Raw genomic sequence first — 14,944 nt, 5'->3', positions numbered from 1 at the left:
GAAAAATATCCAGACATGGAGATGATTTCTTTTGGCTCTACCTTAAGAGATGTAAATTCTCCCGATGAAAGAATTAATATTGAAACCGTCGAAAGATTTTGGAAACAACTAATTGATATTCTTCAAAACATCCCATCAAATTAAATGCAATTTTAATTCAACTAAAACTGTGACATTATTTATAATCCGCATGGAATAAGTCTGATCAATCCTTTTCTTTGATAATTTAATTTCCGTTATCAAAGAAAAAATGTACTTTTGCATGCTATTTTTTAACTCAAATCATGTGAATCAGGAAATTTACGAAAACATCGAATGTTGGTTTATTAATTACACCAAGCATTTTTATAGTAAAAAAGAAGAAATTCAACTTAATCTGGATCTACAAAAGAATCACTCTTTTAATACTGTTGAGATTATTTCTGACTTAAGTACATTATTTGAATTCAATGAGACAGATACGTTAACTGCTAAAGCCATTGCACTGCTGCACGATATAGGAAGATTCATACAACTTTCAAAATTCGGAACCTTCGCTGAATCAGATCAATTAAACCATTGCGATTTAGGGATATCTATTCTTGAGAAAGAAAACGTACTTTCCGATTTAAATGAGGACACAATTGCAATTATTCTGGAGTGCATCAGATTCCATGATATCGAAGAACTACCCAAATCCATAAATAAAAATGCCATGGATTATCTTAAAATCCTCAGAGATGCCGATAGAATTGATGTTTTAAATATTGTATCAAATTATTATTCGGAATGTAAAATTGGAACAAACAAAAGACTGGAGTTGGAACTTTCTAACAAGCCAGAAATATCGCAAAAAGTATACAAATCAATATTGGCAGAAAAGGTAGTGAACAAGAAAGACATAAACTCCATTAACGAACTAAAAATTCATCAAATGTCATGGGTTTTTGACCTAAACTACCAGATGAGTTTTCAAATTGTAAGCCAAAAAAATTATTTGAAAAAAATTTATGAATCCCTGCCTAAAAAAGATGAAGTAATAGATATGTATCGTCAAATGAAAATATATCTGGAAAACAATCTTTAAACACGTTTATTTAGATCTATTTTAAATTAATTTGTTTGTTTCTCTGATTTATATGTAAGAATATATATATTTACATCAGAATTATATATAAATTGAGATTAATATGAGAGACATAGTTTGCAATTGTCAAATGGTAGACAGAAATACAATAGATAAAGCTATTCACGAAAAAAATGCTACAACCATAGAAGAAATTAGACGATATACAGGAGCCAATACAGGTTGCGGAAAGTGTATGTCTTATATCAATAGCATATTAGACATTGAAGTCCCTAAAATTGCTAAAAAGGAAGAAAAGTCACAAAGTAGATTTAAACTTTGGTAATAGAAAGCTTCGAAAATCGAAGCTTTTTTGTTTCTACTGATTGCAAGTCCTGTAAAACCAAACAGGAGAAGCGAAAAATAAAACCATTCTCGCCTTTTCCCTTAAAACCAACTTGCATTTGATACGACTGGCAATCAATATATAACAACTTGCTAAGATAAGAAATAGATCTTTGACAAGATAAAACCGTCCCAAATTTCCACGGAAAATGCATCCCTTTCGAAGGAAAGTTTTACAAATGCGACGAAACTTCCCGATCCCAAGCAAAGTGTTCTGAACACTATTAATTTCATAATGCTAGGGACTAAAAAGTACTGCTGGACTCTAACATTCCACATTTTCATCAAATTCAAATCCCAAACTTTCAATCTCCTTTTTTATTTGACTTAGATTAATTGATGTTCCAACAATTCTTAAAATTTTCTGTTCAAGGTTAACTTCTGCTATATCAATATTCGGAAGGGATCCTATATGTTTTTCAATACTGCTTTTACAATGATTGCAATTCATCCCGTAAACCCCTACTAACTTTTGCTCCTTTTGCAGTTTTTCTTCTCGTGTTTTAATTTCCGTTTTCAAGGACATATGCTTTTTTGAATGTATCCATTAATAATTAGCAGCGCAAGGCTAATGCTGCTGCCGCATTTTAACCAATCTGGAAGTTCCCAATGTCCTTCATGTGCCGACATATGTTTGTGTAAACCTCCTATATCAAACCACTCTCTTGGAAGAAAATTATCTATTAGTATTCCAAATAAAATTGCTCCACTAATAATCGAAACCAAATAAGTCCACATAATTTTTTTCCCCATAACCTTGCTCAAAACTGTAATGGTGGCAGCATTTGTGGCTGGTCCTGCCATTAAAAATACCAAGGCTGCACCAGGTGATAATCCTTTCATCATAAGAACCGCCGCAACAGGAACAGAAGCTGTTGCACAAATGTACAATGGTATTGAAGTAAGTAATATCACAAACATCCCAATTATGTCGTTGCCAATAAAACTGGTAAAAAAATCATTAGGAATTAAAACCGAAATTACTGCAGCCAACAATAGTCCAATTATTAGCCATTTTGAAATGTCTTGCAAAAACTCAACAAAAGCATATTGAAAAAGTGTGTACAACTTCGATCTTTTTTTCATATTCTTTGTGTCACATCTAAACGTATCTTTATTTTCAGAAGAACAATCAGAGTCAATATTTTCTACTTGAATTGATTCAGAAGAGTCATCAAGCTTGTTGGCTAAAATACCACCAAAAAAACCAGTAACCAGGGCGATTAGAGGTCTGAGAAGAGCAAATGGTAAACCCAATAGAGAATAGGTTACCAAGATGGAATCAACACCGGTTTGAGGAGTGGAAATTAAAAAAGAAACCAAAGAACCCTTGGTAGCGCCGCTTTTATAAAATGAAATTCCGGTAGGAATAACCCCACAAGAACAAAGTGGTAAAGGAATACCAATTAATGATGCATTTAAGACTGATTTACTGTTTTTTTGACCTAAGTATTTGTCAATAAAACGTTGAGGAAATACAACCTTTAAAACTCCTGCAAAAAAGAATCCCAACATTAAATAAGGCGACATTTCATTTAAAATGTCAATAAAATCAATAATAAATTGGCTGATGTAATTCATGTCTTCTGTTCTATTTGTCTATCTTCCTAGAAGATCAAAGTTATTAAAATACTTAAAAAGTGATGAGTAGATATTTATTAAAAGATAAGATTATCTTAAAATACCAACATATAGGTATTGTTCAGTTATCTTTCCCAAACCTTAATCGCTGAAACATTATATGAATACTAATATGACAATTGAAAACAATTTTCTTCGCCAAAAACAATAAGAGAATTAGTTTCAATTCAATGTGATAATGGAATTAATTACACTGCAAACAGAATCCTAATGACGAATCCCTCTTACTCTAGCTTATTTAACGTGAGTTCGACGTAAAATTCTACCACAGAAAGTTATATTTGCGATAGATTTGCATTAAAAATTTGGAAAGAATAGCGGGCTATTTTGAGGGATTTTTAATGTGAAGATGTCGTAAAGAGAACTTTCCATTATGTGTTTGCCTGCTTTCGGCATAAATTTCCTCAAATCTTCTTGAAATATCCCGATATTCCTTCGAAAATTTGAGAAAATTTCTACTCAAGATCAGATCAAACTGTGAACGAATTTTACCTCGAACTCACGTTATTTATCAAGCTGTTTTTAAGCTTATTATAAATTCACTTCCTTTGTTTTCTTCACTCTCTACCCAGATGTCGCCACCATTCTTTTCTGCAAATTCTTTACAAAGAATTAATCCAAATCCGCTACCTGTTTCATCCGCTGTTCCGACTGTTGTGTAGTTGCAATGCAGTTTAAATAATTTTTCCTGGTTTTCTTTACTAATCCCAATACCTGAATCTTTCACTTTCAGAAACACAAAACCTTTAATTATATCAGCCGAAATGATTATTTTCCCTTTTGATTCGGTGAATTTTAAAGCATTACCAATGAGGTTTCTTAAAATGGTACTCACCATATTGATATCACCAAAAGCTTCTGTACCTGGTTTGACATTAGAACTTAAACAAATAGACTTGCTAGCTGCTTTTAATTTGAAAATGATTAAGGTTGATTCTACCAATTGATACAAATCGAATTGTACAGGATTAAATTCCAATTCACCTCGCTGACTTTTAGCCCATTGAAGCAGGTTTTCAAGAAGTGTAAATAAACAATTTGAAGATTCATTGATATTCGCATTAAATTCTTCTATCAAGTCAAGGTCTTTTCCTTTTTTCAATTCTTCTTTTATTAATTCAGAAAATCCAAGAATCGAATTAAATGGAGATCGTAAGTCGTGTGCAATTATTGAAAAGAACCGATCTTTAGTGGCATTTGAGATTTTCAGCTCTTGGTTATATTCCTCAAGCATGCCATTTATCTTCTTTATCCTGTCATTAATTTTCGTCTTTGACTTATATAAAAAACATACCAAGATCAATAGTGCTGTAGTAATGACAAAGAATACAATCAGGGAATTGGTTAAAGCTCGCTCCTTGTCAAGCTTTTCTTGAGTTAACTCGTTGCTAACGCGTAATATTTCGTTTTCTTTTTCCTTTTTCTCCGTCTCAAACTGAGTTTGCAAATGTGCAATTTTGTCTGCTTTAACAACTTCGATTAAGCTGTCTTTTAATTGATCGTATACCTCGTGAGTTTTGTAAGCTTTTTTATAATTACCCAATGAATAGTAATATTCAGCCTTTAATTCAAGAAAGTCTCGTTCTTTATTTTTAATCTTAAGTCGCCTACAGATTTCAATTCCTTCATTAACCAAATCTTCAACCTTTCGCAATCGACCGGAAAACAAATACACCTTTGCTAATACTTCCAGGTTATAAATAATTTCTGTATCAAGTTTTAGGTTCCTATTTATTGCTAACGAGTTATCCAAATAGAAGATCGCTTCCGAAATCTTACCAGTTTTAAAGTAGTTCTCTCCAATGTTATTCATAGCTAAAGCAATACCCGATTCATCTCCTACTTCCGTATAAAGAGTCAAACTCTTTTTAGAAAAACCTAATGCTTTATCGTAGCTTTTTTCATACTGATATACCGTGGCCATATTGTTATATATTACAGCCTGAGTTTGTTTATCATTGTCTTCAATAGCTATCTTAAGAAGTTCATCATATACTTCAAAAACCTTTTTATTTTGCTTTTTATCAGTAAAAATCAATGCCATATTCAGCATCAGTGCTTTTTGAAGAGAGGTATCATCTATTTCCTCGGAGATTTGAAATGCCCCCAGGTATTTATTTAATGCAAGTTCTGCATTGCCACGCTCCCAATAAACAATACCTAAACCATTTAAACAGCTAGCAAGTATTCTTTGGTTTTTCTTATTTTTGCAGTATTGTATTGATTGATTAAAGAACTGAATCGACTCATCATATTTACTTGATCTATGATAAAAAATTCCAAAACGGTAATATAATTTCCCTAACAAAATAGAATCTTGTGTTTGTTGTGCAAGTTTTTCAGCTTCTATCAAATGATTATAAACATTACTAAAATCATCTTTTTTACAATAACTATCGGCTAAAGTAAGTCTGGAGTTGATTAGCTTAGTGTTGTCATTTACTATTTTAGCTAATTCAAGCGCTCTTTTTGCATAACAAATAGAACTATCCAGATTAACAGAACTGTACTGGTAAGCAATATCAATTAAAAAATCAATCTTTTCAATATCGGATGAGTTGGATAACTGATCTTTTAGTTGGTCGATCACATTTTGTGCAAAAATTGAATTAGGTAGAAAATAGCAAAATATCAATACAAGTTTAAGGGGAAATTGCATTTTGGTATTAGTGTTAAGTTTTCATTTGACGTTGCAGTATCGGTGTACGATTAAAAATGCTTTTGGTTTTAGAAGAATTCATAACTTTAACTCTTAAAATCAGTCAAAAATATCTTATTCTTTTTTAATTCATTAAATAATTGATAATGAAATTGTACGCAACTGCTAACCAAAGTTCAATAAAAGAAAAGTATTCTTGAAATTTTGGAAGGTTTTTGAAGATTTATACCAGTATATTACAATGAAAGTAGTCTCCTTCATTTGTTCTTTTGAGTTTAATCAAGGTAAAGCTATAAAAACAACTTAATACTCATTTTCTGTTTATCATTTCTTTCCATTTGTCAGGTGGAAGCCACAAGAACAAAACAATCATTACCGAGCCACTTAACTAGTAATTTTAATCATGCTCGTTTCATAATCAAACTAGCATTATCCTATTTCAAGCATCCTTTCAATGGAAGTTATGGCTTTTTTTGAAATAGATCCTGCGACTTTTACTTCATATTTTTCTTCCTGTAAAGCTTCTAATACTCCTTGTAGGCTAACTCTTTTCATTGAACCACAAATGGTTTTAGGATGAATTAATATGAATTCCTTTTCCGGATTAGCCTTTTGTAATTGGTGAAGAGTTCCTAATTCTGTAGCAATAATAAATTGCTTTTTGTTTGACTCGGAAGCATGTTTAATAATTCCTGCAGTTGAATAGAAATATGCATTTTGCATGTTAAGAATCTCATTGTTATTAACACAATTGCTTTCGGGATGAATTAAAATATCCGCTTCAGGGTACTTTTTATTCATATCAAGAATCATTTTGCTATCAATTCTTTCATGAACACAACAGTCTCCATCCCATAAGTCCATTTTAATTCCTGTTTTTTTTATAATATATGCACCAAGGTTTTTATCCGGAGTGAAGAATATTTTTTTATCCTTACCCAAGTGTTCAATAACCTGAATGGCATTTGAGGATGTGCAGCAGTAATCAGTTTCAGCTTTAAGCTCCGCTGTCGTATTTACATATGAAACCACCAATCCTCCGGGATTTTTTTCTTTCCAGGCTTGAATATCTTTTCCTGTAATACTTTCCGCAAGGGAGCAACCACATTTCTGAGCAGGAATCAGAACTTTTTTAACAGGAGAAATAACCGAAGCTGTTTCTGCCATAAAATGCACTCCACAAAAAACGATAATATCTGCTTTAGTATTTCCTGCTTCGCGAGCCAAACCTAAAGAATCGCCAATGTAATCAGCTATATCCTGCACTTCTGGATTTGTATAGTAATGCCAGAATTATAGCATTTTTTTCATTTTTCAGCTCCTCAATTTGTCTGACAATATCTTTATTCTCCATTTTAGGAAATTACTTTCGGTTTAATTATAGAATAATATTTTGACTAATATCAAGAGCTTTAACCGAGTGCGTAAGAGCTCCTATTGAGATAAAATCAACACCCGTTTCTGCAACTCCTTTTAATCTTTCAAGATTCATATTTCCTGAGGCCTCGGTTTTTGCCTTGCCATCTATCATTTTTACGGCCTCCGACATTGCTTGATTGCTCATATTATCAAGCATAATAATATCGGCTCCTGCTGTTAGTGCTTGTTTTACCTCTTCAAGATTGCTAGTCTCGACTTCTATTTTTATATGAGGAGGAACCGATTTTCTGATTTGCTCAACTGCTGGCTTAATGCCGCCCGCAATCTTAATATGATTGTCTTTAATCATTACAAGATCATATAATCCAATTCGGTGATTGGCACCTCCCCCGGTTTTTACCGAATACTTGTCTAGGCTCCGAAGTCCCGGAACTGTTTTTCTGGTATCAAGAATTTGAACATTGGTATGCTTAACTTCGGAAACGTATTTTGCTGTTTCGCTAGCAATTCCCGACATTCTTTGTATTAGGTTCAAAGCTAATCTTTCACCGGTCAACAATGCCCGAAAACTTCCTTCCATTTCAGCAATTACATCGCCTTTTTTAACCGTGTCTCCATCTTTTACAAAAGGTTTCCAAACCAAGTTTACATCTAACTTTTTGAATACTATTTCAGCAATTGGTAAGCCTGCAATTACACCATTTGCTTTAGCAGTCATACTGGCTGTAGCTACCGAGTTTTCGGGAACCAAATTATTGGTGGTAATATCACCATCGCCAATATCTTCACGAAAAGCATGTTCGATGATATATTCTAATTCTTGAATATTCAAGCCTAATTGTTCCATTTGATTGAAATAATATTATTCTGATTTTACTTGTACGGGCACAAAAGTAAGTTCTTTATTTAATTCTTGTATAGAGTGAGCCAGAAAGTCTTCATTTTCCGCATCAAAATCTTCACGAAAATGACCTCCGCGGCTTTCTTTTCGAGCCTTTGCAGCAGTAGCAATTAAAGAACAAACACATAATAAATTACACATTCGAATACTGTAGTATTCATCTAGTTTAAAAGGGAACTTCTTTTTGATTTCTGCAATCAAATTTAATACTTCCTGTAATCTTTTTTCAGTTCTTACAATCCCAACATTATTATTCATTGTCTCCGCTATCTCATTCGCACATTTTAAAAATTTCGAGCTTAGAGAATTATCAACTTCTATTCCTTTTTTATGAATAGAGATTTTATTGGTATTGGCTTTATTTGTTAAGGCATGTTTTATTGCTCTTTTCCCAAAAACCAAACACTCCAATAGTGAATTCGATGCCAGCCGATTAGCTCCCATAACTCCAGTTGAAGCTAGTTCCCCGCAAGCATACAGGTTTGTAATATTGGTTGCACCATATGTATCTGTTTTGATTCCTCCAACAGTATAATGGGCAGCAGGGGCAATTGGTATTTCGTTTAAAAAATCTGCTCCCGAATCTTCACATCTCTTGTAAATCGAAGGGAAGCGTTTTTTTATCTTATCACCATTAAGGTGATTCAAACTTAAAGTAACATGATCAACCTGATATTTTTGCATCTCGTTAAAAATCGACCGCGCAACAATATCTCGGGGAGCCAGTTCGGCTAATTCGTGAATTTCGACCATAAATCGCTCACCTTTCAAATTCAGAAGGTGTGCCCCTTCTCCTCGCACAGCTTCGCTAATTAAAAAGGTATAACCTTCTTGTGAATAAAATGAGCTCGGATGGAACTGAATAAATTCCATATCTGCAATTTTTGCACCTACCTTATAAGCAAGGGCAATTCCATCGCCAACCGTAGTTTCAGGATTTGTAGATCGCTGATAAACTGCCGAAGCTCCTCCAAGCATTAAAAATGTAGATTTTGCTTGAATACATAAGTTAGACTGGTTGGACAGATTAAAGCTCTTCGCTCCAAAGCAATGCTTATCTTCAACCAATAACTCATATACCATTTGGTTTTCGAATATCTCAATTGTTGAGGAAGCAAGTACCTTCCGAATTAGAAATTGAACCAATTTCTTACCGGTAGAATCTCCACCGGCATGTAAAACTCTTCTTCTATGATGTCCGCCTTCAAGAGCAAGTGACAGTTCTCCATTATCGGTGTCGAACTCCATACCCAAGCCTATCAGTTCATTAATCCTATCAGGACCTTCTTTAACCAAAATATTAACAGGGGTATGATCGCACAAACCTCTTCCTGCAACAATTGTATCTTCCAAATGCAATTCGGGGTAGTCGTTCTCACTCGTAACAGCTGCAATTCCTCCTTGAGCGTAATAGGAGTTACTAACGTCAAGTTTCGACTTTGTAACAATCGCAACAGATCCATATTTAGAGGCTTCGAAAGCCGAATACAACCCCGCAAGTCCACTTCCGATTACTAGAAAATCGAATTGTTTGTGTAACATTATTGAAAAATCTTGGTTCGTGCGAAAATAGTTATTTTCATCTTATCGATAATGATTTTAGAAGAAAAATAAAGCTTGATTTTAAAATAAGAATTCGTATCAGAAAAAAGGTGACATTATTGCCACCTTAATTTTATTAGGAATAAGTAATTTCTTTAATTCAGATCAGAAAGTAAACTGCGTACTTTGGTAACAGAATCTACCTTATATCTGGCTGCCGTATGCTTTAGTCCTACTTTAATCGTTATGGCAGAATCAGGCAATTCTCTAAACATGTATTCATCCGTCCAGTCATCGCCTAGCGCAAGTATAAAATCAAAATTTTGATTTTGAAGAAACTGTACTGATGCCATTCCTTTGTTAATACCACCACTTTTAACTTCAATCACCTTATTTCCTTCCATAATTTCAAGATTGTGATTGGCAATCATTGTTGTTAACTCATCTTTTAATTCATTGGCTCGCAACTCACCTTGTTCTGGTTCCGATTTTCTAAAATGCCAAACCAAAGAGTAGTTTTTTTCCTCGATAAACGAACCCGGAGTTCTATCTACGAAAGTTTCAAGAATTGGTCGTATGCTTGGCTTCCAGGTATCATTTGCATTGGCCAACATTTTCCATTCCTTATTGTATTTTTTAATCCATACTCCGTGTTCTACAATCAAATTGATTTTGTGACCTCCAAACCAATTCTCCAAGCTGTCCCTGTCTCTGCCACTAATAATTGTTATCACATTTTTAGGATCTTCTTCCAGCTTGTTAAGAATTTTATGCAATTCTTCATCTGGTTTTGCATCATTTGGGTTTTTCTTAAATCCAGTTAATGTACCATCATAATCCAAGAAGATAGATCTTTTCTGCGCATTGGTATATTCGGTTTTTATTTTCTCTAAAATAGATGAGCTAACTTTTTTGGCATAAATGGAACTTTGCAATTTCTCGACCTTTCTTAGCGATTTAACAAATTCCGACGACCATTTAAATACATCGTATCGTTTTATTCTGTCTTGCAAGTAAATCATTCTTTCCCTTTGCTCATCAAGTGGCATGGTTAATGCCTGATAAATGCTTTCGGCAATTTCTCCGGTGTTATTAGGATTAATCATTAAAGCTTCACCCATTTCTTTTGATACACCCGCCATTTCACTAAGAATAATAACGCCAGTCCTGTTCGTTCTCGATGCCACATATTCTTTAGCAACCAGGTTCATTCCATCTCTTACCGGAGTTACCAAAGCAACATCACACGAACTATAAAGCTCAATTAAGTTTTCAAATGGCAATGAACGATAGAAATACCAAACCGGAGTATAGTTAATGCTTCCAAAACGGCCATTAACATTTCCTACCAGTTCGTCCACCTCTCGCTTAAGGTTGATATAGTGTTCAACCGTTCCGCGCGAAGGAACAGCTAGCATTATTAAAGTTACCTTTCCAATAAACTCCGGATATTCTTCCAGAAATTTGGCAAATGCCTGAAGTCTGTTTGGTATCCCTTTTGAATAATCCAATCGATCTATGGAGAGAATTAGTTTTCTGTTTGGAGAAACCAAAAAATACTTTTCCAACTCGCGATGAAGTTTAGATTTTTCTTGCAATGGCTTTTGGAAAGTTTGAATTGCCGCATCTCTAAATTTATCGTAATCTATTCCCATTGGGAATGAATCAACAAGTACAATTCTGTCTTCAATATGTATTTCATTAAAGGATATCTCATAGCCCATCAACCTACGTACACAACTAAAAAAGTGTCTCTGGTAATCGAAGGTATGAAAGCCAATTAAATCGGCACCCAACATCCCCTGTATAAGTTCTTTTCTCCACGGTAAAATTCTAAATACCTCGAATGAAGGAAAAGGGATATGCAAGAAGAAGCCGACAGTAACTCCGGGCTTTTTCGATTTAATCATCTCTGGAACCAACAAAAGCTGATAGTCATGAATCCAAATGGTATCATCTTCGTCCAATGTTTCCAATGCCTTGTCGGCAAATTTTTGATTTACACCAACAAATGCATCCCAAAGCTCAGGACTATAATCTATATATTGCGCAAAATAATGGAAAAGTGGCCAAATGGTTCTGTTGCTAAACCCATCGTAATACAAATCAATTTCATCTTTCGATAGATGAACCGAAACACAATCTTCATCCTTTAGTCTTTCATCAATATTAGATTTTAATTCTTCATTTAAATCATCACTTGGTAAGCCAGGCCAACCGATCCATTTGCCATTATACTCTTTGTAAACAGATCTCATTCCAGTAGCCAAGCCACCTACACTTGGCACCAAATCAATAGTTTCATTCTCGACATTTATACTTACGGGTAATCGATTTGATACAATGTGAATTCTACTCATAAAATGTGTTTTTTTATTTTGTCAGAAATGCTATAACTCTCGTGAAAATTCTATAATTTCCGAGCTGCTTCTAACGAAATTGATTAAAATTTAACAGTGTAACCTTTGAAAAATCCTAAAGATTCTTCAAATTAAACAAGTTAAGTATTTGGTTATTGGTGTGTTTGTGTGTTGTATGTCTGTTGAGTATTAAAAAGAACAACAGATTGGTTTTATGATTAAGCTCTAATGTAGTGATTTTTTATGAAGAATTTAAATTATGGAGTAATTGGGAATTGTCGGACTGCGGCATTGATATCAGAAAACGGATCGTTAGATTGGGTGTGCTTACCACAATTTGATTCCTCTTCGGCATTTGCTAAAATTTTAGATAACGATAAGGGAGGAAGTTTTGAAGTTCTTCCTGAAAATTTAGTTGCGATTAAGCAAGAGTACAGAAAATCAACAAATATTCTTAAAACAATTTTTGAATGTTCCGATGGAAGTTTCGAGCTGCTTGATTTTATGCCCAGATATATTACCGACAAAAAGGAATATTATGCCCCTCCGGACATCATTCGTTTTTTTAGATTGTTATCGGGCAAGCCAAGCTTTCGGTTAAAGTATAATCCGAAACTCGATTACGCTCGCAATCACACCAAAAGTAAAATTTCCAGAGATGGTTTTATAAAATCATATACCACATCGGGCAATTACGATTCCTTGTATTTATACTCAAGTTTAAATGCCTCTGATATATTGGAAAGTGAAAAGATAGTTTTGCAGAATGACGAGTTTTGCCTGGTAAGTTACAATCAAAAATTGCTTGAACAAACACAGGAAAGGATTTACTTAAAATTGCAACGCACCAAAACCTATTGGTTAGATTGGGCCGAAAGAACGAAAAAATTGCCCAAATATGGAGAGCAAGTGCTGCGTAGTGCGTTGGTCTTAAAACTGCTAAGTTATCAAAAAAGCGGAGCAGTATTGGCAGCTCTCACTACCTCTTTACCTGAAACAATTGGCGAAGTTCGCAATTGGGACTATCGCTTTTGTTGGATAAGAGATGGTTCCATGGTGGTAAAAATTCTTACACAACTGGGACATTATAATGTGGCAAAGCGTTACCTTAAATTCATCATGGATATTATACCTGAAAAGAATGAAAAAATTCAGATCATGTATGGAATCAATGGAGAGAAGAAATTATCTGAATACGAGTTAGAGCATTTGCAAGGGTACCAAGGATCTAAACCTGTAAGAGTAGGAAACGCAGCCTACAAGCAGAAGCAAAACGACATTTATGGTATTCTTTTGGATCTGATCCATCAGCATTTCGAAATGTTCGAAACCTCACTGGAACATAGCGAGGAGCTTTGGACCATTGTAAGAAGCATTGTAAAAGTAGTGGAGCAAAACTGGAAAAAACCGGATCGGGGAATCTGGGAAATCAGAGGCAGAAGTCTGCATTTTACTTTTAGTAAGGTAATGTGCTGGGTGGCTTTCGACAGGGCGGTGAAAATTGCCGACCTTTTACAGCGTGATTATTACGTAGCCAAATGGAAGGTTCTTAGGCATTCGGTGAAAGAGAATATTTATAAAAAAGCCTGGAATAAGGAAAAACAAGCCTTTACCCAATATTATGGATCGCAAGATATGGATGCCTCGGTTTTGCTCATGGAAACCTATGGATTTATTGATGCAAAAGATGAAAAGTTTAAATCTACGGTACTAACCATACAAAAGGAATTAGAACATGATGGACTCATGTATCGATATAAAAATCAAGATGATTTTGGAACCCCAAAATCAGCATTTACCATTTGCTCTTTTTGGTTGATTAACAGTTTATTTAAAATTGGAAAGAAAAAAGAAGCAAAAGAAAAGTTCGAGAAACTTTTGTCCTATTCTAACCACTTGGGATTATTTGCCGAAGATATTGATTTTGCTACCAAACGAATGTTAGGAAACTTTCCTCAGGCTTATTCGCATTTGGCCATTGTTGAAACGGCTCTTAATTTTTCAAACTTTAATCTAGATGATGAAGAGAATTTACTCGATCAGTTAACAAGCTAATCAACAAAGATTTTATAAAACAAACAGCATCGCCCCATAGAAAGGATTCGATGCTGTTTTGCTATTTTTAAGAATTAACTTTTAAATAACGTGAGTTCGAGGTAAAATTCTATCCACAGAAAGTTCTATTTGGGATAGATTTGCATTAAAAATTTGGAAAGAATAGCGGGCTATTTTGAGGAATTTTTAATGTGAAGATGTCGTAAAGAGAACTTTCCATTATGTGTTTGCCTGCTTTAGGCATAAATTTCCTCAAATCTTCTTGAAATATCCCGATATTCCTTCGAAAATTTCTACTCAAAATCAGATCAAACTGTGAACGAATTTTACCTCGAACTCACGTTAAATAATTTTATTACCTCTTTTAAAGTATCATTTTCCCTTTCGAGCAACTCTACTTTTCGTTTGAGTTGATTTACTTCTTCATGAACATCCTGTATTTCGATACCCTTTTGTTTGGCCTGTTCTCCATAGATTTCTTTTTCCATTAAGTTGGCAATCTCCTGAAAAAGATTCCATCTTAATGCCCTGCAAATGCTCCAAAGGCGATTTACCTGTATGGTATTGCGAAACAGTTGTTTGTGCAATGAAGGGGGTGTAACATGAATGTCGCTAGACAGCGTAGCAACAGGAATACGTTTTTCTTGTAAGTATTTTCGAATCTTTGTTGGCACATCAAATGGCACTTTATCATGATTTTTAATCATAGCATATAGATTAAGACTGTTACATTCCTGAATATCTCTAAAATTATAAAAATATATGTATTATTCTTATAAGAATATGTATTAGATACATATTTTTTGGCCTATAACATATAATTATACGCCGAATACATATATTTATTAGTAAAATACATATAAATATAGGTTAAAAACCTATATTTATGGGTTAAATACATCTACATCTTGGTTTAAGAACTATATTTATAGGTATAATACATGTAATTATTAGCA

At 34.0% G+C, this 14,944-nt stretch carries 11 protein-coding genes and 1 pseudogene; 4 read left to right on the top strand and 8 right to left on the bottom strand.

Translation table 11 applies throughout. The annotated features are described in order from the left end of the window. Positions 1–15 precede the first annotated feature (15 nt). The 3 genes from ACO05S_RS14345 (at position 16) to ACO05S_RS14335 (ending at position 1,391) form a co-directional block, all read left to right on the top strand. Complete coding sequence (locus tag ACO05S_RS14345) at positions 16–144, top strand: hypothetical protein (protein ID WP_421918698.1); 129 nt, start codon at positions 16–18, stop codon at positions 142–144. Between the two features lie 118 nt (positions 145–262). After that, entirely contained in the window at positions 263–1,066 is an 804-nt protein-coding gene (locus ACO05S_RS14340) for an HD domain-containing protein (protein ID WP_421918697.1), read from the top strand. A gap of 103 nt (positions 1,067–1,169) precedes the next feature. Then, positions 1,170–1,391, top strand: coding sequence for a (2Fe-2S)-binding protein (locus tag ACO05S_RS14335; protein ID WP_421918696.1), 222 nt, complete (start codon positions 1,170–1,172; stop codon positions 1,389–1,391). Positions 1,392–1,715: 324 nt separating this feature from the next. On the opposite strand, the gene ACO05S_RS14330 is transcribed toward ACO05S_RS14335, so the two are convergent. From ACO05S_RS14330 to ACO05S_RS14300, 7 genes and pseudogenes are all read right to left on the bottom strand, one after another. Next, on the bottom strand, positions 1,716–1,970 hold the full coding sequence (locus ACO05S_RS14330) for a heavy-metal-associated domain-containing protein (RefSeq protein ID WP_421918695.1): 255 nt from the start codon (positions 1,968–1,970) through the stop codon (positions 1,716–1,718). Then, positions 1,967–3,031 (bottom strand): SO_0444 family Cu/Zn efflux transporter, encoded by a 1,065-nt coding sequence (locus ACO05S_RS14325; protein WP_421918694.1) that lies wholly within the window; start codon positions 3,029–3,031, stop codon positions 1,967–1,969. The genes ACO05S_RS14330 and ACO05S_RS14325 overlap by 4 nt, the downstream gene beginning before the upstream one ends. A 571-nt stretch (positions 3,032–3,602) precedes the next feature. Next, positions 3,603–5,681 (bottom strand): tetratricopeptide repeat-containing sensor histidine kinase, encoded by a 2,079-nt coding sequence (locus tag ACO05S_RS14320; protein ID WP_421918693.1) that lies wholly within the window; start codon positions 5,679–5,681, stop codon positions 3,603–3,605. A gap of 498 nt (positions 5,682–6,179) precedes the next feature. After that, positions 6,180–7,025: pseudogene (nadA, locus tag ACO05S_RS14315) on the bottom strand (quinolinate synthase NadA); the annotation flags it as partial. A gap of 103 nt (positions 7,026–7,128) precedes the next feature. Beyond that, complete coding sequence (nadC, locus tag ACO05S_RS14310) at positions 7,129–7,977, bottom strand: carboxylating nicotinate-nucleotide diphosphorylase (protein WP_421918692.1); 849 nt, start codon at positions 7,975–7,977, stop codon at positions 7,129–7,131. A gap of 15 nt (positions 7,978–7,992) precedes the next feature. Next, complete coding sequence (gene nadB / locus ACO05S_RS14305; RefSeq protein WP_421918691.1) at positions 7,993–9,573, bottom strand: L-aspartate oxidase; 1,581 nt, start codon at positions 9,571–9,573, stop codon at positions 7,993–7,995. A 155-nt stretch (positions 9,574–9,728) separates the two neighbouring features. Continuing rightward, entirely contained in the window at positions 9,729–11,933 is a 2,205-nt protein-coding gene (locus ACO05S_RS14300) for a bifunctional alpha,alpha-trehalose-phosphate synthase (UDP-forming)/trehalose-phosphatase (RefSeq protein ID WP_421918690.1), read from the bottom strand. Between the two features lie 243 nt (positions 11,934–12,176). On the opposite strand from ACO05S_RS14300, the gene ACO05S_RS14295 reads away from it, so the two are divergent. Continuing rightward, the gene (locus ACO05S_RS14295) at positions 12,177–13,988 is read left to right on the top strand and encodes a glycoside hydrolase family 15 protein (RefSeq protein WP_421918689.1); all 1,812 of its coding nucleotides are present in this window, start codon (positions 12,177–12,179) and stop codon (positions 13,986–13,988) included. Positions 13,989–14,314: 326 nt separating this feature from the next. Here the strand turns inward: ACO05S_RS14295 and ACO05S_RS14290 are convergent, their stop codons facing one another. Beyond that, positions 14,315–14,695: a hypothetical protein gene (locus tag ACO05S_RS14290; protein ID WP_421918688.1), complete on the bottom strand. Its 381-nt coding sequence runs from the start codon at positions 14,693–14,695 to the stop codon at positions 14,315–14,317. Between the last annotated feature and the right edge of the window lie 249 nt (positions 14,696–14,944).

Origin of the sequence: Marinifilum sp. (assembly GCF_965230805.1) — a bacterium.
Lineage (GTDB): Bacteria > Bacteroidota > Bacteroidia > Bacteroidales > Marinifilaceae > Marinifilum.
The sequence above is the reverse complement of the archived record's forward strand: the minus strand, read 5'-3'. Positions and strand labels throughout refer to the sequence as shown.

Excerpts from the sequence above, each read along its gene's own strand:
- ACO05S_RS14295 (WP_421918689.1), top strand. The coding sequence starts at position 12,177 with ATGAAGAATTTAAATTATGGAGTAATTGGGAATTGTCGGACTGCGGCA.
- nadC (WP_421918692.1), bottom strand. The coding sequence starts at position 7,977 with ATGGAACAATTAGGCTTGAATATTCAAGAATTAGAATATATCATCGAA.
- ACO05S_RS14340 (WP_421918697.1), top strand. The coding sequence starts at position 263 with ATGCTATTTTTTAACTCAAATCATGTGAATCAGGAAATTTACGAAAAC.
- ACO05S_RS14290 (WP_421918688.1), bottom strand. The coding sequence starts at position 14,695 with ATGATTAAAAATCATGATAAAGTGCCATTTGATGTGCCAACAAAGATT.
- ACO05S_RS14345 (WP_421918698.1), top strand. The coding sequence starts at position 16 with ATGGAGATGATTTCTTTTGGCTCTACCTTAAGAGATGTAAATTCTCCC.
- ACO05S_RS14325 (WP_421918694.1), bottom strand. The coding sequence starts at position 3,031 with ATGAATTACATCAGCCAATTTATTATTGATTTTATTGACATTTTAAAT.
- ACO05S_RS14300 (WP_421918690.1), bottom strand. The coding sequence starts at position 11,933 with ATGAGTAGAATTCACATTGTATCAAATCGATTACCCGTAAGTATAAAT.
- ACO05S_RS14335 (WP_421918696.1), top strand. The coding sequence starts at position 1,170 with ATGAGAGACATAGTTTGCAATTGTCAAATGGTAGACAGAAATACAATA.
- nadB (WP_421918691.1), bottom strand. The coding sequence starts at position 9,573 with ATGTTACACAAACAATTCGATTTTCTAGTAATCGGAAGTGGACTTGCG.